Here is a 19,345-nt window from a genome sequence, read left to right as displayed (position 1 = left end):
TCTACCTAAATGGCTGCACTCATCGCCGACGTCAATTCTTCCAGCGATTCTTCATCCGAAGAACAGACGGCGGTGCGTGCAGAAGAAGTCGCAGCAGAAGCACCTGCTGCTAAAGTCGTAAAGTCGACCAAAGCGGCGCCACGCCGCGCCCGTACCCCGGAAAAAGAATTCCGCATCGCCGATCAGCCCGGCTTTGTGCTGCACAGTTACCCATATAAAGAAACCAGCCTGATCGTCGATGTTTTTTCGCGCGATCACGGTCGTATTGCCCTGGTCGCCAAAGGTGCCAAGCGTCCCCATTCCAAATTGCGCGGTGTATTGCAAACCTTCCAGCCCTTGTCCGTAGGCTGGAGCGGCAAGGCGGAAGTGCGCACGCTGACAGCAGCTGAGTGGGTTGGTGGCTTGCTGCCGCTGGAAAAATCGGCCTTGTTGTGTGGCTTTTACCTGAATGAGTTACTGGTGAAATTGCTGGCACGGGATGACCCGCATCCGGCCTTGTTCGATCATTATGTAAGCGCGCTGAATCAGTTGGCGCATGATGAACCGGCAGCTATCGTATTGCGCAAATTCGAACGCGCGCTGCTGAAGGAAACCGGCGTCGCCAGCGACTGGCGTGTGTGTACCGCAAGTGGCAAGGCGATCGTTCTGGAACAAATTTACGTACTGGATCCTGAACGCGGGCCACGTCCCGCACGTCCGGCAGATGTCTGGCCACGGGTCTCGGGCAAGACCTTGCTGGACATGGAAAATGAAGATTACACAGATGCGCAGACGCAAACGCAAAGTAAATTCCTGATGCGTTTCCTGTTGGCGCATCATCTGAACGGCGCACCGCTGAACACGCGTCAAATATTGATCGATTTGCTGCAGCTTTAACGGAATAACATTCATGAGCTTTCTTCAACCGGCTTCAACCATCATCGACCTCGGCATTAATATCGACCACGTTGCCACCTTGCGTAATGCACGCGGTACCGTCTATCCGGACCCGCTGCAAGCCGCCTTGCTGGCGGAAGAAGCCGGTGCCGATGCGATCACGCTGCATTTGCGCGAAGACCGTCGGCATATCAAGGATGCCGACGTTGAATTGATCCGTCCGGAGTTGTTGACGCGCATGAACCTCGAGTCGGCTGTGACGACCGAGATGGTTGATTTCGCCTGCCGCATCAAACCGCAAGACGTTTGCCTGGTGCCGGAACGACGCGAAGAGGTGACGACTGAAGGCGGACTGGATATCGTTAAATATTTCGATGTGGTTGCTGCTGCGATCCGGCAATTGCAAGCTGAAGGTATACGCGTGAGCCTCTTCATTGATGCCGATGCCGAACAAATCCAGGCGGCGGCTGAGGCGGGTGCGCCAGTGATTGAGTTGCATACCGGACGTTATGCGGATGCGCATGACGCCGCGCAACAGCAGGTTGAATTAGAACGTGTGCGGCGCGGTGTGGCAGCAGGCATGGCGCGTGGCTTGAAGGTGAATGCCGGTCACGGTTTGCATTACACCAATGTGCAGGCGATTGCAGCGATTCCGGATATCGCCGAGCTTAATATCGGTCATGCCATCGTTGCGCATGCGGTATTCGTTGGCTGGCAAAATGCGGTGCGCGAAATGAAGGCGATCATGATAGCCGCGCGTCTGGCTGGAATGAAAAAATGATCTACGGCGTCGGTACTGACATCATCAAAATAGATCGCATAGCAGCGGCACTTGGTCGCCACGGTGATCGTTTTGCCGAACGCATCCTGGGCAAGGAAGAGTTGGAGAAATATCACCGGCGCAAAGCCAAGGTGGAAGCACGCGGCTTGCGCTTCCTGGCGACGCGCTTCGCTGCCAAGGAAGCATTTTCCAAAGCGATAGGCTTGGGCATACACATGCCGATGACCTGGCGCGCCGCGCAAATCCTGAATGCGCCGAGCGGCAAACCTATCGTGGTAACCAGCGGCAAGCTGGAAGAATTCATGCAGGAAAACGGTCTGACCGCACAGGTTTCGATTACGGATGAAGTCGAATATGCGGTCGCTTTTGTGATTGTGGAGAAAAAATGAACGCAGCGGTTTTAAATTCAGCAGTTTCAGATTCAGCAGGGAAATTCGGTCCGGTGATGCTCGACGTCGTAGGCACCACCCTGAGCGCAGATGACATCCGCCGTATCCAGCATCCGCTCACCGGCGGTGTGATCCTGTTTGCACGCAACTATACCGACCGCGCGCAACTGACAGCGTTGACGGCTGCTATCCATGCAGCACGCCCGGGCATCGTGATCGCGGTCGACCATGAAGGTGGTCGCGTACAACGCTTCAAGACAGATGGATTTACCCATCTGCCGGCGATGCGCAAGCTGGGTGCTTTATGGGACAAGGATGTATTGGCTGCGACCAAGGCGGCGACCGATGTCGGCTATGTATTGGCGGCAGAATTGCGCGCTTGCGGCGTTGACCTGTCGTTTACACCTGTACTCGACCTGGACTATGGCGAATCAGGGGTAATCGGTGACCGCGCCTTTCATCGCGATGCACGGGTAGTGACGATGCTGGCCAAGAGCCTGAACCATGGCCTGATGCTGGCGGGTATGCTCAATTGCGGTAAACATTTTCCCGGCCACGGTTTTGTCAAAGCGGATTCGCATCTGGAAATCCCGGTCGATGAGCGCGAGCTGGAGCAAATCCTGGCCGAAGATGCGGCGCCATACGACTGGCTGGGCCTGAGCCTGGCAGGCGTGATGCCGGCGCATGTAATCTATCCGAAAGTCGATAAACATCCGGCCGGCTTTTCACGCAAATGGCTGACGATGTTGCGCAAGGATTTTGGCTTTGATGGCTTGATCTTCAGCGATGACCTCAGTATGGAAGGCGCGAGTGTCGCAGGTACAGTGATTGATGGTGCGCATGCCGCCTTGCATGCGGGATGCGACATGGTGCTGATTTGCAATTCACCGGATAAAGCCGATCAGTTGCTGGCCGGCTTGCAGCTCAAGGATAACAAGGCGACACAGGAGTCCGCAGTGCGCATCGCCGCATTGACGCCACAGTCGCCGGCCCTCACATGGGATGCCTTGCAGCAGGATGCGCGTTATATCGCGGCAAAGAAAGCGGCAAAAGCGCTCGCTGTGGCTTAAATGCGATACTTGTGTAAGCCTTGACCGAGCGTGTAAAAAAGATGTCCGAGACTGACGCACCAGATCCGCGGGCAATCGTGCTGGAAACGGTTGCGAAGCTGCCGAATTTACCCGGCGTGTATCGCTATTTCGATGCGGAAGACAATCTGCTGTATGTCGGTAAGGCGCGCGACTTGAAAAAGCGTGTCTCCAGCTACTTCCTGAAGAACCTGGCGAGTCCGCGCACCGCGTTGATGGTGGAGCGCATCGCACGTCTGGAAACGACAGTGACACGTAGCGAGGCCGAAGCCTTGCTGCTGGAAAACAATCTCATCAAGACTTTGCAGCCGCGTTACAACATCCTGTTCCGCGACGATAAATCCTATCCCTACCTGAAAATCACCGGGCAGGAATATCCGCGTATGGCCTACTACCGTGGCGCGGTAGACAAGAAGAATCAATACTTTGGTCCTTTTCCCAGTGGCTGGGCGGTCAAGGAATCGATGCAGATATTGCAAAAAGTTTTCTTGCTGCGCACTTGTGAAGATTCGGTTTTCGCGAACCGTACGCGGCCTTGCCTCTTGCATCAGATCCATCGCTGCAGCGCACCTTGTGTCAACTTTATCAGCAAGGACGATTACGCACTTGATGTAGAAAATGCCGCCAAATTCCTGCGTGGTCGCCAGAGCGAAGTGCTGGAAACCCTGCAAGGCAAGATGCTGGCCTATGCCGAAGAATTGAAGTTCGAACAGGCGGCGCTGGTACGTAACCAGATCAATGCCTTATCGCGCGTCCTGCACCAGCAAAGCATGGAAACCGGTGGCGATGCAGATATCGATATCATCGCGGTGATCGTGCAGGGTGGTCGTGCCTGCGTCAACCTGGCGATGGTGCGTGGTGGCCGCCATCTGGGTGATCGTGCTTACTTCCCGACACATGTCGACAATGCGCTGGCGAGTGCGGAAGAATCGATCGCGACCGAGGTGATGAAGGCTTTCCTCGCACAGCATTACATAGAAAAATTCATTCCGGGTACGCTGATCCTGAATACGGAGCTGGATGAGCCAGAGCTGATGCTGGCGCTGATGGAGCAATGCGGCCATCGGATCAACCTGGTGTTCCAGCCGCAAGGGCAACGTCGCCAGTGGCTGGAGATGGCGCACAAGGGCGCTGAAATATCGCTGGCGCGCCTGTTGTCGGAGCAGGGCTCGCAACAGGCACGCACGCGTATGCTGGTCGATGCACTCGGGATAGACGTGCCGGACCTGGAAAGCTTTCGTGTTGAGTGTTTCGATATCAGTCATACTCAGGGTGAAGCGACGCAGGCATCGTGCGTGGTATTCCATCATCATGCGATGCAGAATGGCGAATACCGTCGCTACAATATCAACGATATTACGCCGGGCGATGATTACGCGGCGATGCGGCAAGTGCTGTTGCGGCGCTATGAAAAGGTCGCGAACGGTGATGGCGTGATGCCGGATGTGGTGTTGATCGACGGTGGTAAAGGCCAGGTCGAAATGGCACGGCAGGTATTTGTCGAACTGGGGCTGGATATCAGCCTGATCGTCGGGGTGGCCAAAGGTGAGGGGCGCAAGGTGGGCCTGGAGACTTTGGTCTTCGTCGATGGCCGTCCGGCCCAGGAATTGGGCAAGGAATCGGGGGCGCTGATGCTGATTGCCCAGATCCGCGACGAGGCGCACCGCTTTGCCATCACAGGCATGCGTGCCAAGCGTGCCAAGGCACGCCAGACCTCGCGGCTGGAAGAGATCGAAGGGATTGGTGCCAAACGTCGACAGAAGCTGTTGGCGCGTTTTGGTGGCTTGCGGGGCGTGGTGGATGCCAGTATCGAGGATTTAGCCTCGGTCGAGGGCATTTCAAGGCAATTGGCTGAAGACATTTACAAGCAATTGCATTAGATTACGGGTGCGCATGCAAATGCCTGTGCACATTCATGAAAATGTAAAGTTTGATATGCCTTTCAATATTCCTATTCTTCTTACCTGGTTACGCGTCGCGTTGATTCCGCTGATGGTAGGCGTGTTGTATATTCCGGATGCCTGGCTGGGTTCGTTTAATAAGACCCAGGGCCTGGCTGCTACCCTGATTTTTATCATTGCCGCGCTGACCGACTGGATAGATGGCTTCCTCGCGCGCCGCTGGAATCAAACTTCGGCCTTTGGTGCTTTCCTCGATCCGGTAGCGGATAAACTGATGGTTGCCGGTGCCTTGCTGGTACTGATAGAGCTTAATCGCGTGAATGCAGTGATTGCCTTCATCATCATCGGGCGCGAGATTACGATTTCGGCATTACGCGAATGGATGGCGCAAATCGGTGCATCCAAATCGGTCGCCGTGAGCTCGCTCGGCAAGATCAAAACGATCGCCCAAATGGTGGCGATACCGATGCTTCTTTATTACGAAACCATTTGGGGCATCAATCTGCAATTCTGGGGTGACATCCTGTTATGGGTCGCAGCGGTACTGACTGTATGGTCAATGTTTTATTATTTGCGCAAGGCCTGGCCACTGATTAAAGAAAGCGCAGGACATTTATTGTAATTTTTGCTGTGTGGAATGCTTGACATGCAAAGGCATTCCTCTATAATGTGCACCTGTCGATGCGGGAGTAGCTCAGTTGGTAGAGCGCAACCTTGCCAAGGTTGAGGTCGAGAGTTCGAGACTCTTCTCCCGCTCCAAAGATTTTTAAGGGGAGCTGCACAAGCTTCCTTTTTTATTGAAGACAAGCGGAATGACAAGCGACAAAGTCATTCGATGGTTTTAGCAGTTGGTAGTAAAAAGTTTATGCGGGAGTAGCTCAGTTGGTAGAGCGCAACCTTGCCAAGGTTGAGGTCGAGAGTTCGAGACTCTTCTCCCGCTCCAGATTCACTGCATGATAGTGCAGACATCAGGTGTAAAAAAAGGGGCTTAGTGCTCCTTTTTTCATTTCCGCTCGCTTTTCCCCGTGTTATCAAGTGTCACCGCGCCCATCTGGCGCCGGCAAGAAAACAAACTCCCTGTTTTCCTCCACAAATTCCACACAATTCCTCGACAGTCGCTAAAGATTGTCATTCCAGAATGAAGCCAGTTGTCGTTGCGTTGAATGTTTGCAGCGACTTTTCAACGCACAATCTGGAGTATGCATGAGCGCAAACCTGCTGGCTGACGAAGCAAAATATTGTTCCTTCGGCGACACTGTCCATTACGTTAATCCGCCGAAGATCTTCGCAGGCTGCGAAGGCAGCTACATGATCGATGCGCAGGATACGCGCTACCTGGATTTGCAAATGTGGTATTCGGCCGTCAATTTCGGCTATAAGAACAAGCGTCTGGAAGACGCGATGAAGAAGCAGCTCGATGTGTTGCCACAGATCGCGAGCCAGTATCTGCATCCGACCAAAATTGAATTGGCCAAATGGATTGCACAGGATGCAGAACAGAAGTGGGGCCGTGAAGGTCGCGTGCACTTCAACGTCGGCGGCGCGCAAGCGATTGAAGATTCGCTGAAGGTGGTACGTAATGCGAGTAACGGCAAAAGCCTGATGTTTGCCTTCGAAGGTGGTTATCACGGCCGTACACTGGGTGCTTCCAGCATTACTTCCAGCTATCGTTATCGCCGTCGTTACGGCCATTTCGGTGACCGTGCGCACTTCCTGCCGTTCCCTTATCCATTCCGCCGCCCTAAGGGCATGACTGCGGAAGAGTACGGTGAGTCGCTGGTCAAGGATTTTGCCCGTAAATTTGAAAATGAATATCACGCGATCTGGGATCCAAAGACCAACCAGTGTGAGTACGCCGCTTTTTACATCGAACCTATCCAGGGTACCGGCGGCTATGTGATTCCGCCACCGAACTACTTTAAGGGTATGAAGAAGGTGTTGGACGATCACGGTGTATTGCTGGTCGTGGATGAAATCCAGATGGGCTTCTGGCGTACCGGCAAGTTGTGGTCGATTGAAAACTTTGGCGTGCAACCTGACGTCCTGGTATTCGCGAAAGCACTGACCAATGGCCTGAACGCACTCAGCGGTTTGTGGGCACGTGAAGAATTGATCAATCCGACGATCTTCCCACCGGGTTCGACCCACTCGACTTTTGCATCGAATCCACTCGGTACCGCCATTGGACTGGAAGTGTTGAAGATGACGCATGAAGTTGATTTCGGTAAACAGGTTTGCGATAGCGGTGCTTACTTCCTTGAAGGTTTGAAGGATTTGCAGAAGCGTCATAAGGAAATCGGTGATGTCGACGGCCTGGGCCTGGCCCTGCGCGCAGAAATTTGTACCGACGACGGCTTCACGCCGAATCGTGCCTTGCTCGACAAGATGGTCGACATGGGACTGGAAGGGTCGCTCGAGTACAAAGGCCAGAAACGTGGCCTGGTGCTGGACGTTGGCGGTTACTACAAAAACGTCATTACCTTCGCGCCGTCGCTGATGATCAGCCGCGACGAGATTGATGAAGCTATGGTGTTGCTGGATCAACTCCTGACCCGCGCCAAACGTGCCTGATATGCACGACGGCGTGTCCCGTACGCGCCTGAATCAGCTGGAGCCGGATGCGCTGGTCAACCTGTTTGACGCGCATCCGCCGCATGGCTTTGTACCTTTTACTGCGGCTTGCGGCATCCCGGCTTTCGTGGCTTCATTTGATTTATTGACGACTGCTGATGAAACCCTGAGGCGGCGTGTCCATGCGCTGCCATTCGCGCGTCGCTGGTTACCCTGGCTACATATCCGTACGGCCTTCGTCGGTACCACCGTTACCGAATACACGCTCTTGCCGGATTGCGATGCCAGCTTCTTCTTGGAAGATTTGCGCGCCCAGGCCGGACGTGCGCATAAGCTCGTCATCGTTAAAGACATTCCGCAGCGCTCGCCCTTGTTAGCCGCTTACGCCAATACGCGTGCAGAGCAGTTTGTCGCCGTGTGCCAGGAGCAAGGTTTCTTGCTGGTCGAGGGGCAGGCTTTGGCCTATGTGGCAATTGATTTCGATAGCATAGATGCTTACCTGCAGCGTCTGTCGAATAGCCGCCGCAAGAATCTGCGTCGCAAATTACGCAAGCGCGATGGCTTGCAAATTGATCGTGTTCATACCGGCAGTCCGGTTTTTGACGATGACAACATCGTAGATACTTACTACGCCCTGTACCTGGATGTGTACAAACAGAGTGAAGTGCATTTTGATTTGCTGACGCCGGCATTTTTTGCCGCGATGCTGCGTGACCCGAAGAATAATGGGATCAGCTTTGAGTACCGGCATGCGGGTGAGTTAATCGGTTACAACCTTTGTTTCGAACATGAGGGACGCCTGATCGATAAATACATCGGCCTCCGTTACCCGCAGGCGCGTGAAAACAATCTTTATTTTGTCAGTTGGTTCGTCAATCTTGAATATGCGTTGGAGCGCGGCTTGACGCATTATGTGGCGGGCTGGACTGATCCGCAGGTAAAAGCGGAGTTGGGGGCATCTTTCACTTACACCCGGCACGCAGTCTATATTCGCAATCGGTTTTTGCGTGCGCTGGCGCGTCGCTTTGCCGCCCATTTTGAGAGTGACCGCCAGTGGAGTGAACAGCATCATGTCTAAACCGCCAATTGTGCTGGACCTTGACGGCTCCAGCGGTATCCCGGATGGCGCGATACACCTGGCTTTGCAGGATTGGCAAGCGCGTTTGCGCTTTGGTTGCGGGCGTAGTGTGTTGAGTGCATTTGAGCGTCACCTCGACACCTTGCTGCCGCCAGAATACGGTACCGTATTGATGGGCAGCGGTGACTTCCATCATCTCAGCCTGCCCCTGGTCAAACGCCTGACGGAAAAACGTCAACGGCCCTTGCGTTTGCTGGTGGTCGACAATCATCCCGACAATATGCGTTATCTGTTCGGTGTGCATTGTGGCTCCTGGGTACGGCGTGTCGCGATGTTGCCGAACGTCAGCCATGTACATGTGCTTGGCATTACTTCGGCTGATATCGGTCGTGGCCATGCATGGGAAAATTACCTGACGCCCCTGTTGGCAGGGAAACTGAGTTATTGGAGCATAGGCGTGGATACCGGCTGGTCGCGCCTGCTCGGGATGCAGCAGGCCTTTCGCAACTTCGATAGTGCGGCTACGTTGACAGAAGCCGTTTGCAGCATGCTGGCGGAGAATAGGGAAGATACCTATTTGTCGATCGACAAGGATGCCTTCAGTCCGGAAGTGGTGCGTACCAATTGGGATCAGGGGCAATTGCAGGAAGCGCAGTTGATGCAAATGATAGACCTGCTGCAAGGACAGCTGATTGCCAGCGATATTACCGGTGATGTTTCGGAGTATCGTCATCCCAGCGCATGGAAGCGCTGGTTAAGTGCCGGTGATGAGCAGACCCTGGTCATTCCGGCTGCGACACTGCTGGAATGGCAGCAGCAACAGCAAGCCTTGAACCGACGATTGGTAACGCGTTTGCAGGCGGTAATGGAAAATTCGCCGCCTTAGCCTGGTTTGCAGATAGCAGCGAGGCTGGCGCAGATATAGGAAAAGCTTGCCTCATCCAGCCATGGGCTATTGCTGATCGTTAGCACGCGGGAAGCAAAGTGGCGGGCGTTAGGCAATGCGCGTTTTTCCAGCGCTGCAGCCGGCATGATTTCCGTGAGATACGAATAATCGGGCAAGGCATGTACGAAGGGCAGGCTGATACCACAGCCGCTGCCCCACAACGCTTGTAGTGCTGCATCACGCGCTGTGCGATCCGGCATCAGCACGGTGAAAACCGGCCAGACCCCTTTTCCTTCTTCATCTTCCAGTACCTTGATTCCACTGATGGCACGCAAAAGCGGCAGGCGGCGCACTGCCTGTTGATGCAGCCTGGCCTGAAAGGCCGGCAGTCGCTTCAGTGCACGAGCGCCGACTGCCTGTCGCCAGCTACCGGGACGATGCAATATCGTCTGGACGGGAAAGCGATCGCCGGCAGCGGCCAGCCAATCATCCAGATGCAGCGCATGGCGTAATGGCCTGCCATAAGCCAGCGGCAGCAGGGCTGGCCGATACAGCAGTGCGTAGGCGGCCAGCTCACTCGCCCGTTGTACTTCGAGCCATGGGCGTGTTGGCGCCAGGCGCTGGCTGGCAGCGGCACAAGCGGCACGTATTGCCGGGTCGCGTGCAGTCAGGATGCCACCTTCATAAATACTCAAACCTTTGCCGACGGCGAGGCTGAAAATGGCGAGGTCACTATTGCTGCCAACGCTGGTACTACCGACCTTTGCGCCGAGCGCCTGCGCCGCATCTTCTATGACCCAGGCGCCACAGTCCCTGGCACAGGCCTGGGCTGTTGCGATGGCAGTGATCCTGCCGCATAAATGAGTGGGGACGATGGCGAGCGTGTTGCTGTCGCATAAACTCGCCAGCATGACGGGATCCATGGCCAGGCTGTCAGGCTGCAAATCGCAGATGCGCAAATTCAGCCCGCATTGTGCAACGGCCAAGGCAACCAGTGGACAGGTATAAGCCGGGATAATCACGACATTGCGTTGTGGTGCCATGCCATGCAGGGCATGCAGGGCAATCACTAAAGCCGCCGTCCCCGAACTTTCCAGTTGTGCGTATTCGATCTGCAGGAAATCTGCGATGGCAGTTGCGAGCTTGGCGCGCCCGGGCAATAAATCGCTTAGTCGTAGCGGTAGCCCTGCGGTCGGTGGTACTTCATGCCAGGCTTGTGGATTGTCAGCGAACTGCATGGCCCTCACTATCATTTTCTGCCGGATGGGCTTCACTTTCACTGCAGGCAAGGCAGATTACACCGGCGACGATCAGGATCGCGGCGAGGATTTGCGGCCAGCCGATTTTTTCATTGAATAGCCACGCGGATAGCAACATGACGGACAGGATTTCCAGGTGTGACGCTGCAAAGGCAGGGCCGATAGGCGCATGTTTTAACAAGGTCATCCAGCTAAAGAAAGCGCCGATATAGCCTATGAAAGCGCCATAAATCCACGGCATGCCAAAGACCCGGAACAACCATGCCAGGTCCGCCTGTAGTGGCAAGGCATGGATGGCTGCGTATTTGAAGCTCAGTTGCGCCAGCGTATCGAAGGCGAGCAGGGCGAGGAAGCCGAATATGTAAAAGCGTGTTTTCATGCCGGCAAGCCCACGATCGCGACACCCAGCGACACCAGCAGGATGCCGATCACGCGCAAGCGCGTGAGTCGCTCTTTGAAGATCCAGCGCCCGGCCAGCATGATCGCGACGATATTGATGGAACCCATCAGTACACCTTGCGACAAGGGGACCAGCGACAGGAAGGCGAGCCACAGGACGAATTCGAATACATAGCAGCTGATGCCCAGCCATAACCATGGATGCTGCGCCATGCGTGTCCAGCGGGCCAGGCCGGAGGCATCCGCATCATTGATGGCGGCCGCCTTGAATGCCAATTGGCCGGCGCTATCCACGATGACATTGGCGATCCATAGAATGATAGCCAGCCAGGGCAAACTGGTACCGCTCATGCGGCAACCAGATGCGCGGGTTTCACATCATGTGCGAGGGTATTCGCCCCCAGTGTTTGTGCAATAAAATCGCAAGCACGTTGTATGACCAGGCGACGTTCACGGTCTATCGTGACCATGTGATAGCTGTCTTCCAGCCATAAGGTTTGGACCGGCCCGCTGACGCTGTTTTGTACCAGCAAGGCATTGTTTTTCAGGCTCGCAATGTCATCTTCCGTGGCATGGACCAGCAGGCAAGGCGCAGTGATGGCGGGTAAACGACGGCGTACGTTTGCCGCTAACGCATACAGTTCGGCAACCGACCACCATGGATTGCCCGGCAGTCCGGCAACCGCGCTGTCACCAGCCTGCATTTGTTCAACGATATGGCGGCGCAAGCTGGCATCCTTGATGCCGTAAGGTGGCTGTTCGGTGAAAAAGCCATTGCGACCGATGCGCAAGGTTTTAAAAATACGCAGCAGGAAACACAGCCGGGTGTACAGCGGCATACTCCAGCCGTCATGCCGGAACATGGTCGCCAGTGCTGCGACGCCGCTGACTTTTTCCGGTTGTTCGGCGGCCAGTTTGAGGGATAGCAATGCGCCCATGGACAGTCCCATGACAAACATGCGGTCGACGCGCGTGCGCAGGAAATCGGCGGCAACACGCACACTCTCATACCAATCTTCCCAACTGGTGGCAATCAGGTCGTCCGCGCTGCCGCAGTGGCCGGCCAGTTGCATGCCGTACACCGTGTAGCCGGCGCGATGCAGGCCTTTGCCGAGCAAACGCATTTCATTTGGGGTTCCGGTCAGGCCATGAATCAACAACACGCCGGTGCTGCCACCCTCAAATAAAAATTCATGTTCTGTCATGCCTGCACTTCCTCTTTGCTGACAACTTGCTGCAGTAGCGTAATCGCCTGTTTAAAGTCGGCGAAGGCGATATGCGGATAGTCATTTTTGCGGCAATGATCGAGCAGGCGACTGGTTGCGAAGACGAAGTCAGCCTGGCCCGATACGCAGAAATCAGAGGTGCCGTCACCGATGAAGAGTACGCGCGGGTGTTTGAGCTTTTGTGTCGCCAGCAGCGCACACTTGCAAGTGCCGCTGTTACGGCCGCATGCCGCGTTCGCGTGCGGCGATTCCAGGCGCCAGCTACGCGGGCCGGTTTGCACCAGGTGATTGGCGAGTACCGGCAGGTGGCCCAGGCCATGGCGTTGCAACACATAGCGGATGACGTAATCCATGCCGTCACTGACGATTTGCAGAGGCAAGCCCTGCGCGGCGGCAACTTGTACAAAAGACGGGAAGGCCCAATCGATCTCGATCTTGTCCAGGTGCGTATGCAATTCTTCAATGCTCATATCGAGCAAGGCAATTTGTTTTTGCATGCAGACGCGGGAGCCGATTTCCCCGTTGACCCATGCCTCTTCCAATTCTTCGTAGCCAGGACGGGCGAAGCGGCCGAGCAGGGAATCGGTCACATCGATGGTGCTGATGGTGCCATCGAAGTCGCACTGGATCGCCCATTCCGCAGCATCGGAAGCAGTTTGTTGGCGCACGGACATGGCAGTCCGGGAGGTTTTGATCTCATTCATGGAAGCTCACTCTCACGTTTTGTCCTATGCGCACATCCTGTACTTCATCGAATGTCAGCACACAATCGACCACGCGCAGGTTGCTGCGTGGATTGCCATCGTCGCCTAAACGGCTGTTGACGAATACCTGGCCGACCCGCAGCACGCGCGCCGCCAAAGGCTTGCGTTGCGGATCGGCTTCGATACTGATGTCGGCGCGCATGCCGGGCTTGACCTGGGCCACAAAGCTTTCATTTAGCTCGGCGCGGATTTGTGGTGGCTTGGCCGGCAGTATTGTCATCAATGGTTTGCCGCCTTGCGCCAGTACCTGGGTGCCGATGGTGGCATCCAGCTGGATGACGGTGCCGGCTTGCGGCGCGCGCAGCGTGCGTACCGCCAGATGTTGTTTGGCCGCCTCCAGTCGCTCACGGGCAATCGCCAGTTCGCTGCCGGCAACGCTTGCCGCAGCCTGCAGTTGCTGGGCCCGTTGTTGCGCTTCGTCGGCGCGTTGTACATCACTGGCACCTGCTTCTGCGGCCTGACGCAGGCGTTGTGCGAGGTCACGTGCAGCCGCCAGCGGCAGACTCGCGGCTTGTGCTTGTGCCTGCGCTTGCTGCAAGCGTGCTTCTGCTTCGTTTAATTCGATTTGCGCATTGCGACTGTCGAGTTCGGCCAGCACGGCTCCTGCTGCAACTTGTTGTCCTTCGCTGACCGGCAGGCGCACGATATGTCCGTCTTGCGCCGGCTGGATGGTGACCAAGCCGCCTTGCGCTTCAATCTTGCCGCGGGCAATCGCGACATAAGCGTGTTCGCCCTTAAGCGCAGCGGCTGGTTTTGCCGGTGGATTGTCATCGGTACAGGCGCTCAGGCCAAGGCAGGTGCCGAGGGCCAACAACGCGTAAATATGCCGCGGGGCATTCATCATTTTTGTCCTTCTTGGTAAAGTGACGCAGGCCGTATGTAGTCGGAATTGCGGTCATGACGCCAGTCCTTGCGTATCAGGCCGTCTTCCATTTCCAGCACGCGGTCCGCATGTCTTATCAGGCGTGGGTCATGGCTGACACACAGTACGGTGGCCTGGTGGCTGTGCGCGATCTTGTGCAGGATGTCGATCACGTTCTGGCCATTGTCTGCATCCAGCGCACTGGTCGGTTCATCCGCGAACAGGAGTTGCGGTTGCTTTGCAATCGCGCGTGCAATCGCAACCCGTTGCCGTTCACCGCCGGACAACTTGGCCGGACGTTCGTCGGCGCGATGTGACATACCGACTTCTTCCAATGCTGTCATCGCGCTTTTGTAAGCTGCTGCATCGCTCATACCCAGGTAACCCAGCGGCAGTTGCACTTGTTCACAAGCAGTCAGCGCCGGAAACAGGTTGAAGCCCTGAAATACAAAGCCGGTATGTTTCAGGCGGAAGCGCTCCAGTTCGTGGCGGCTGATATTGCCGAGCTCTTCTCCCAGTGCCGTGACGCGGCCTTCGTCCGGGTTTTGCAGGCCGCTCAGCAGCGACAGCAGGGTGCTTTTGCCACAACCTGAAGGTCCGGCTATCAATGTCAGCTCACCGGGGTAAATCGAGATCGACAATCGTTGCAATACATTCAGGCGCACCATGCCGGACAGGAATGATTTGCTGACACGCTGCGCCGCGAGGCTGGGTTGAGAGTTAAGGAATTCAGGCACCATGGGTTTATCTCAGCAGCAGCGTAGGGTCGGCGCGCATGAGTCCGCGCAGTGCAAACAAACCGGAAACCAGTGCCAGCGTGATGACGAGCGCCACGCAAATCGAAGCGACCGGCAGGTTCATGTGGATCGGTACGCCATAACCGGCGGCAGCCATTAGCAATAGTGCCGATGCCAGCGTTGCCACGATTAAACCGGCACCACCGATCCAGCCGGATTGCGCGATGACGATGCGGCTGAGTGAGCGGTGGCTGACGCCAAGCGCATTCAGCATTGCATACTCGCGTGCAGAAGAAGCGATGACGCCCAGCAGGGATTGGCTGGTGATGACCGCACCTACCAGCAAGACAATCACTGCCATGAACAGGACGGCGACACCGGCACCGGTATCGAACAGCCAATACAGTTGTGAACGTTTGGCGAAGGCTTCAGCCGTCCATACGGAAAATGGCCCGAAGCGGATATCCGGCTGCAAACGTGTGGCGACAGTCTCGGCATCCGCCGCGTGTTTGAGTTTGGCGACGTAGTAGGTCGCACCCTGGCCGCCATCGCTTTGCAACATCTTTGCCGTATCCAGCGAGCTGATGACATTGACGCCGCCGAGGCCGCGCAAGCCGGCCAGGGTCGCGATGATATGCACCGGCTGTCCGTTGATCCATGCCTTGCCATCTTTGCCGACGTTTAACTGTTCGCGTTCACTCTTGTCGACGATCACCGCGCCAGGTTCTCGCAACAGCTTGCGTAATCCGGGTGAGAGGATGTGTGAAAACATCATGGAACCTTGCGTATCGATGCCCGAGACATAGACCGAGATACCACTGCTGCCGGTGCTGCCGCGCCAATCGCCATCCACCCAGATATAGGGTTCCACCGCCGTCACTTCGGGATCCATGCGCAAGCGCATTTCCACGTCGGCACCGATGCTGCGGCCGAAGTTGACACTTTGTGTCCCGGGGTAACCGGCCCACAGATCCGCTGAAGACGCGGTCACATACACCGCAGCACTGCCAAAAATACCCAATACCAACGCTGCCTGTACCGCCAGCAAGACGCCTGAAAAGCCGACTGCCATCACCGCCGGGATGAAGCGTCGCCATTCATGCAACATGGTCTTGCGTGCCAATGGGATCATGATTGCGGCTCACCCTCGGCTGGCAGCGGTGCACCACCCAGGGCGCGGAACAGGGTGGCAAATGCAATCCCGTAGTCAGCCTCGGCGGCGGTGAGGGATTGCCTGGCTTGTGCCACTTCATGTTTGTATTCGAGACCGTTCCATTCGCTGGATAGGCCCAGGCGTGTGAGCGAACGGTCTTTTTCCGCACTGGCTTCAGTTGCCGCCAGCGCGTTGCGCAAATGTTGTACGCGTTGCTGCGCTAGTGTCAGCAACGCCATGCCGGTTTCAACTTGCGCGACGCTGTCGAGCAAGACCTGGCGATACGCAGCCAGGGTTGCGTCAACCTCGTGTTGACGCGCGGCTGCGATGGCTTTGCGTTGGCCCCAGTCAAACAGTGGCAAATCAATCATCGGGCCGATGGCCGGCACCCCATTTTGCGAGCCCCGGCGATTCTGCGTCAGATTGTAGGAGTACAGATAGGTGGCACCGATCGCGAGGCGCGGGTACAAGGCTGATTTGGCGATACCGAGTTCGCCGACAGCTTGCAACACTTCAGCTTCGGCGATGCGCATATCAGGACGACTGCGCAACAGGTCGCTCGGCAACTGCGTGATGCTGCCGGCTTGCAAGGACGGCATGGCACGCGGCTCGAGCCATGCCGCATCAGGCTGGGTTTGGCCCGTCAATGCGGCGAGGGCGTGCAAGGCGCGGGCTTCGGCTTGTTTGGGTACGATAGAAGCAGCTTGCGCGCGCGCCAGTCGTGCCTGCAATTGCAGGCGTTGTTCCGGCCCGGCCAAACGTGTTTTGATACGGACGTCTGTCAATTCCAGCGTACGCTGGTCGATGGCAAGCAATTCGTCCGCATTGGCAATTTGCTGTTGCGCGGCACGCAGCTCCAGGTAGTTGCGTACGATTTCCGCTACCAGGCTTACCCTGGCTTCCTGCTCGGTAGCAGCAGCGCGCTCCACACTAGCAACGGCTTGTCGTTTCATGCCTTCCAGGTCGCCAAATAAACCGAGCTTCCACGTCGCATTCAAACTGAGCTGGTAGTAGGCGTCGATAGCGGCGGCATCTTCGGTGCCATATGCGCTAAAGCCCAATTGCGGCAGATAACTTTTGCTGACGTTGCCTGCCAGGGCGCGTGCCGCTTGCAGCCTGAGCTTGGCTTGCTGCAAACTCATATTCGAATTCAGCGCGTGCTCGACCAGGGCGTCGAGCTCACTGTCGCCAAAGCGTTTCCACCAGTTCGTCAGGTCTACTGCCGGGATGTCTTTAGGCGGGACCGGGGTGCTTGACTGGTGTGTCCAGTGTGATGGCAATAGCTTGGGCAGCGCCGGCATATCGACTTGTGCGCAGCCTGATACCAGCAGCACGACGCATGGGACCGCAAATCTGGAGAGAGGAAAGCGCAACAAATGGATATCCGCTTGAAAAGGGTGGCAAGGGGCGACATGGCCCGTTTGTTGCCAAAAACCCGATTCTGGCGGCGCAAGATTGCGCTGCCATGCAGGAATTGTGGAGAAATGATGGAGGGATGCTTACCGGCTTACAGAATTGGCAATTTAATGATAAAACGAGCGCCACCACGCTCGGCTTTATCAATTGCAATGTGGCCACCTTGCAATTCCACCAGGGTCCGGACTATCGATAGTCCAAGGCCACTGCCACCGGTAGCGCGGTTGCGGGACGGATCGAGGCGCTGGAAGCGCTTGAAGACTTCCCCATGGCTGTCTTCCGGCAAGCCTTCGCCGGCATCACTGACGGACAGGACCACATAATCGTTTTCTTGCTGCAGTTCAATCCCGAGCCAGCCGCCGCTTTGCGCGTATTGCAAGGCATTTTCGATCAGGTTGTTGAGCATCTGGTGCATGCGGTCCTGGTCGGCATGGATGTGCGGAATGTCGCCGTGCAGTGTCAGCTCGGCCTGCATGCCATGTGCTATCAGTCGGCTCGCATACTTGTCCAGCACATCTTTTGTCAGTACCACCAGATCCAGTTCTTTGCGGTGCAGGGACAGGCGACCGGCATCGGCCACCGACAGTGTATGCAAGTCCTCGACCAGGCGCGTCAGGTGACGCACCTGTTCCAGCAGGCGTGAAAATTCTTTCGGTTCAGCCGGGATGACCCCGTCGCATATGGCATGCAGCCTGGCTTGCAGCACGGCCAGTGGTGTACGCAATTCGTGGGAAATGGCTGCCATCGTGGATTTACGCTCACGTTCGAGCGTCTCCAGTGCATCCGTCATATGATTGAAGTCATTGACCAGGCTACCCATTTCACCACCGCTAACACGTGCATGGGCACGTACGCTGAAGTCACCGAGCGCCACCCGATGCGCGGCTTCTGCGATCGATTGCACCGGTTGCGTCACCATGCGGGAAGTCCATAAACCGGCCACCAGGCCGAAGGGCAGGCACACCAGCAAATCGATAATGACGGCATAAATATCGGTGTCCCAGTCATTGCCTTGCCAGTATTGCTTATAGATTTCGATCGCGCGCGGGCTGTCGTCGAGGTCGCGGGCATTCAACAAGTCAAATTCAACGCGGACTGTTTCGGGCAGGCTGGCGTGGAAACGTTCGAATTCTATCTTTCCGTAAACGAAACTGGTCAGCGCCATGACGCCCATGGTGACAAGCACCGTGGCGGCAATGCCGAGACCGAAACGGATCCAGATGCGGTCTAGGAATCGCGCCATAAGCGATATCCAATCCCACGTACGGTTTCAATCAGATCGTCGCAACCTGCATCCTGGAGTTTGCGTCGCAGTTTGCTGAGATGGGAGTCAATCACCCGGTCCAGCGCATCGCTTTCCGGCAGGCAGGCTTCGATCAGTTCGGCGCGCGAAAAGCAGCGGCGCGGGCGTTTGGCCAGGCAAGCGAGGATACGGAATTCGGTCAGTGTCAGCGGCAACGCGATCGGATTTTCCTGCGCATCGTAGGCGCGTGCGGTATAGCCTTGGGCATCGATCTCAATCTGGCCTATGCGCAGCGGTGCTTCTTGCCTGGTTTGCTGGGTCCGCAAGGTACGACGCAATACTGCACGCACCCGCTCTATGACTTCGGCCGGATTGTAAGGTTTGACCACGTAATCGTCGGCGCCGAGACGCAGGCTGAGCATCTTGTCGAGGTCATCCGCCAGCGCCGTTGTCATGATGACAGGTGTGTCACTCTCCTGGCGAATCTCTTTCAGTACATCCACGCCATCCTTGCCTGGCAGGCGTATATCGAGCAGCACGATGGCCGGCTGATGTTCGCGGAACTGGCGCAATGCATCCGGCCCGTTCGCCGCCAATATGGTGCGCAGGTTGTCGCGTTGCAGGTAAGCGACCAGAATGTCGGACAGCTCGGGTTCGTCTTCTACCACCAGTACGAGCGGGGACGGCGTCGCATGTGTTCTATTCATGAATAAACA

20 protein-coding genes and 2 tRNA genes are annotated in these 19,345 nt (G+C 56.3%); 11 read left to right on the top strand and 11 right to left on the bottom strand.

The genetic code is table 11. The features are described from left to right. Positions 1-9: 9 nt before the first annotated feature. From recO to ACFQPC_RS07150, 11 genes are all read left to right on the top strand, one after another. Positions 10-876 carry a DNA repair protein RecO gene (gene recO / locus ACFQPC_RS07200; RefSeq protein ID WP_382271124.1) on the top strand — a complete coding sequence of 289 codons (867 nt, stop codon included), beginning with the start codon at positions 10-12 and terminating at the stop codon, positions 874-876. 13 nt (positions 877-889) lie between these two features. Continuing rightward, positions 890-1,657 (top strand): pyridoxine 5'-phosphate synthase, encoded by a 768-nt coding sequence (pdxJ, locus tag ACFQPC_RS07195; protein WP_382271123.1) that lies wholly within the window; start codon positions 890-892, stop codon positions 1,655-1,657. After that, the gene (acpS, locus tag ACFQPC_RS07190) at positions 1,654-2,046 is read left to right on the top strand and encodes a holo-ACP synthase (RefSeq protein WP_076591681.1); all 393 of its coding nucleotides are present in this window, start codon (positions 1,654-1,656) and stop codon (positions 2,044-2,046) included. Before pdxJ ends, acpS begins: the two co-directional genes overlap by 4 nt. Continuing rightward, positions 2,043-3,116, top strand: a complete 1,074-nt coding sequence (nagZ, locus tag ACFQPC_RS07185) for a beta-N-acetylhexosaminidase (RefSeq protein WP_382271121.1) — start codon at positions 2,043-2,045, stop codon at positions 3,114-3,116. Before acpS ends, nagZ begins: the two co-directional genes overlap by 4 nt. Before the next feature lie 41 nt (positions 3,117-3,157). Continuing rightward, positions 3,158-5,014: an excinuclease ABC subunit UvrC gene (uvrC, locus tag ACFQPC_RS07180; RefSeq protein ID WP_382271119.1), complete on the top strand. Its 1,857-nt coding sequence runs from the start codon at positions 3,158-3,160 to the stop codon at positions 5,012-5,014. A 55-nt stretch (positions 5,015-5,069) separates the two neighbouring features. Beyond that, entirely contained in the window at positions 5,070-5,657 is a 588-nt protein-coding gene (pgsA, locus tag ACFQPC_RS07175; RefSeq protein ID WP_012079233.1) for a CDP-diacylglycerol--glycerol-3-phosphate 3-phosphatidyltransferase, read from the top strand. A 61-nt stretch (positions 5,658-5,718) separates the two neighbouring features. Then, positions 5,719-5,794 (top strand) — tRNA-Gly (locus ACFQPC_RS07170). 108 nt (positions 5,795-5,902) lie between these two features. Next, positions 5,903-5,978 (top strand) — tRNA-Gly (locus tag ACFQPC_RS07165). A gap of 260 nt (positions 5,979-6,238) precedes the next feature. Then, on the top strand, positions 6,239-7,606 hold the full coding sequence (locus tag ACFQPC_RS07160) for an aspartate aminotransferase family protein (protein ID WP_382271117.1): 1,368 nt from the start codon (positions 6,239-6,241) through the stop codon (positions 7,604-7,606). Position 7,607: 1 nt separating this feature from the next. Beyond that, complete coding sequence (locus ACFQPC_RS07155) at positions 7,608-8,684, top strand: GNAT family N-acetyltransferase (RefSeq protein ID WP_382271882.1); 1,077 nt, start codon at positions 7,608-7,610, stop codon at positions 8,682-8,684. Then, positions 8,677-9,570, top strand: coding sequence for an arginase family protein (locus tag ACFQPC_RS07150; RefSeq protein ID WP_382271116.1), 894 nt, complete (start codon positions 8,677-8,679; stop codon positions 9,568-9,570). The genes ACFQPC_RS07155 and ACFQPC_RS07150 overlap by 8 nt, the downstream gene beginning before the upstream one ends. On the opposite strand, the gene ACFQPC_RS07145 is transcribed toward ACFQPC_RS07150, so the two are convergent. From ACFQPC_RS07145 to ACFQPC_RS07095, 11 genes are all read right to left on the bottom strand, one after another. Beyond that, positions 9,567-10,808, bottom strand: a complete 1,242-nt coding sequence (locus tag ACFQPC_RS07145; protein WP_382271114.1) for a DegT/DnrJ/EryC1/StrS family aminotransferase — start codon at positions 10,806-10,808, stop codon at positions 9,567-9,569. The genes ACFQPC_RS07150 and ACFQPC_RS07145 overlap by 4 nt on opposite strands. After that, positions 10,795-11,208 carry a DMT family transporter gene (locus ACFQPC_RS07140; protein ID WP_382271113.1) on the bottom strand — a complete coding sequence of 138 codons (414 nt, stop codon included), beginning with the start codon at positions 11,206-11,208 and terminating at the stop codon, positions 10,795-10,797. The genes ACFQPC_RS07145 and ACFQPC_RS07140 overlap by 14 nt, the downstream gene beginning before the upstream one ends. Next, a complete protein-coding gene (locus ACFQPC_RS07135; protein ID WP_382271111.1) occupies positions 11,205-11,579 on the bottom strand; it encodes a DMT family transporter in 375 nt (124 codons plus the stop codon). Before ACFQPC_RS07135 ends, ACFQPC_RS07140 begins: the two co-directional genes overlap by 4 nt. Continuing rightward, a complete protein-coding gene (locus ACFQPC_RS07130; protein WP_382271110.1) occupies positions 11,576-12,433 on the bottom strand; it encodes an alpha/beta hydrolase in 858 nt (285 codons plus the stop codon). Before ACFQPC_RS07130 ends, ACFQPC_RS07135 begins: the two co-directional genes overlap by 4 nt. After that, on the bottom strand, positions 12,430-13,158 hold the full coding sequence (locus tag ACFQPC_RS07125) for an MtnX-like HAD-IB family phosphatase (protein WP_382271108.1): 729 nt from the start codon (positions 13,156-13,158) through the stop codon (positions 12,430-12,432). The genes ACFQPC_RS07130 and ACFQPC_RS07125 overlap by 4 nt, the downstream gene beginning before the upstream one ends. Then, positions 13,151-14,062: an HlyD family secretion protein gene (locus tag ACFQPC_RS07120; RefSeq protein WP_382271107.1), complete on the bottom strand. Its 912-nt coding sequence runs from the start codon at positions 14,060-14,062 to the stop codon at positions 13,151-13,153. Before ACFQPC_RS07120 ends, ACFQPC_RS07125 begins: the two co-directional genes overlap by 8 nt. Beyond that, the gene (locus tag ACFQPC_RS07115) at positions 14,059-14,820 is read right to left on the bottom strand and encodes an ABC transporter ATP-binding protein (RefSeq protein ID WP_382271105.1); all 762 of its coding nucleotides are present in this window, start codon (positions 14,818-14,820) and stop codon (positions 14,059-14,061) included. The genes ACFQPC_RS07120 and ACFQPC_RS07115 overlap by 4 nt, the downstream gene beginning before the upstream one ends. Before the next feature lie 4 nt (positions 14,821-14,824). Further along, complete coding sequence (locus tag ACFQPC_RS07110; protein WP_382271103.1) at positions 14,825-15,949, bottom strand: ABC transporter permease; 1,125 nt, start codon at positions 15,947-15,949, stop codon at positions 14,825-14,827. Beyond that, positions 15,946-17,304 carry an efflux transporter outer membrane subunit gene (locus ACFQPC_RS07105; RefSeq protein ID WP_382271101.1) on the bottom strand — a complete coding sequence of 453 codons (1,359 nt, stop codon included), beginning with the start codon at positions 17,302-17,304 and terminating at the stop codon, positions 15,946-15,948. The genes ACFQPC_RS07110 and ACFQPC_RS07105 overlap by 4 nt, the downstream gene beginning before the upstream one ends. Before the next feature lie 173 nt (positions 17,305-17,477). Further along, complete coding sequence (locus ACFQPC_RS07100; protein WP_382271100.1) at positions 17,478-18,629, bottom strand: ATP-binding protein; 1,152 nt, start codon at positions 18,627-18,629, stop codon at positions 17,478-17,480. Continuing rightward, complete coding sequence (locus tag ACFQPC_RS07095; RefSeq protein ID WP_382271098.1) at positions 18,614-19,336, bottom strand: response regulator; 723 nt, start codon at positions 19,334-19,336, stop codon at positions 18,614-18,616. The genes ACFQPC_RS07100 and ACFQPC_RS07095 overlap by 16 nt, the downstream gene beginning before the upstream one ends. Between the last annotated feature and the right edge of the window lie 9 nt (positions 19,337-19,345).

Origin of the sequence: Herminiimonas glaciei (assembly GCF_042664955.1) — a bacterium.
Taxonomy (GTDB): Bacteria; Pseudomonadota; Gammaproteobacteria; order Burkholderiales; family Burkholderiaceae_D; genus Oxalicibacterium; species Oxalicibacterium glaciei.
The sequence above is the reverse complement of the archived record's forward strand: the minus strand, read 5'-3'. Positions and strand labels throughout refer to the sequence as shown.